At 45.9% G+C, this 514-nt stretch carries 1 protein-coding gene; it reads right to left on the bottom strand.

Translation table 11 applies throughout. The annotated features are described in order from the left end of the window. Window positions 1–430: hypothetical protein (locus tag AACY08_RS28750; protein WP_339472479.1), on the bottom strand; the 430-nt coding region annotated here is incomplete at its 3' end. Window positions 431–514: the final 84 nt, after the last annotated feature.

Below are 514 nucleotides of genomic sequence, written 5' to 3'. Positions count from 1 at the left end.
CAGTCAAAAATTTTGAATGCGCGCGCGCGCCATCATCTTCAGCTAAATGATGCTTTAGAAATTCCGTCTCCGAAATCTTACTGCAAATATTGTTTAGGTCGCATATTTTAAATATCGTATTGATTTGGTCGGGACGCATATTATTGTCGTTGTGAGCAATGTGCTTGTAAATATTCTGAGATCTGTCCCCTTCCAGAAATTTACATATCGCATCGAATTCAGACCTTGCATCCGTAGCGATGTGTAGGAGAGGCGTGGATGTGCCGCCCGTATCGATTTTGGCACGAGCCATGTCCTCTAATCCTCGCCTCCAAGCTGTAGCGATCAACTTACGAGGCAAATCCGCTACATTTTCCGTTCGCGAAACGATCTCACGTGCAAACTGCCGACCCATTTCTCGGATGAGCTCCTCAAATGTGGCTGCAAGCAAAAGGGTTGCAGAATTTATTGAAGCAACCCTGGATTTCGACGATCCACCTCCGTTTGCTACCAAGCCGATAAGGTCAGATATTGC

The organism is Pseudomonas sp. EL_65y_Pfl1_R83 (assembly GCF_963970695.1).
GTDB classification, from domain to species: Bacteria; Pseudomonadota; Gammaproteobacteria; order Pseudomonadales; family Pseudomonadaceae; genus Aquipseudomonas; species Aquipseudomonas tritici.
This window is presented reverse-complemented; position numbering and strand designations above follow the sequence as displayed.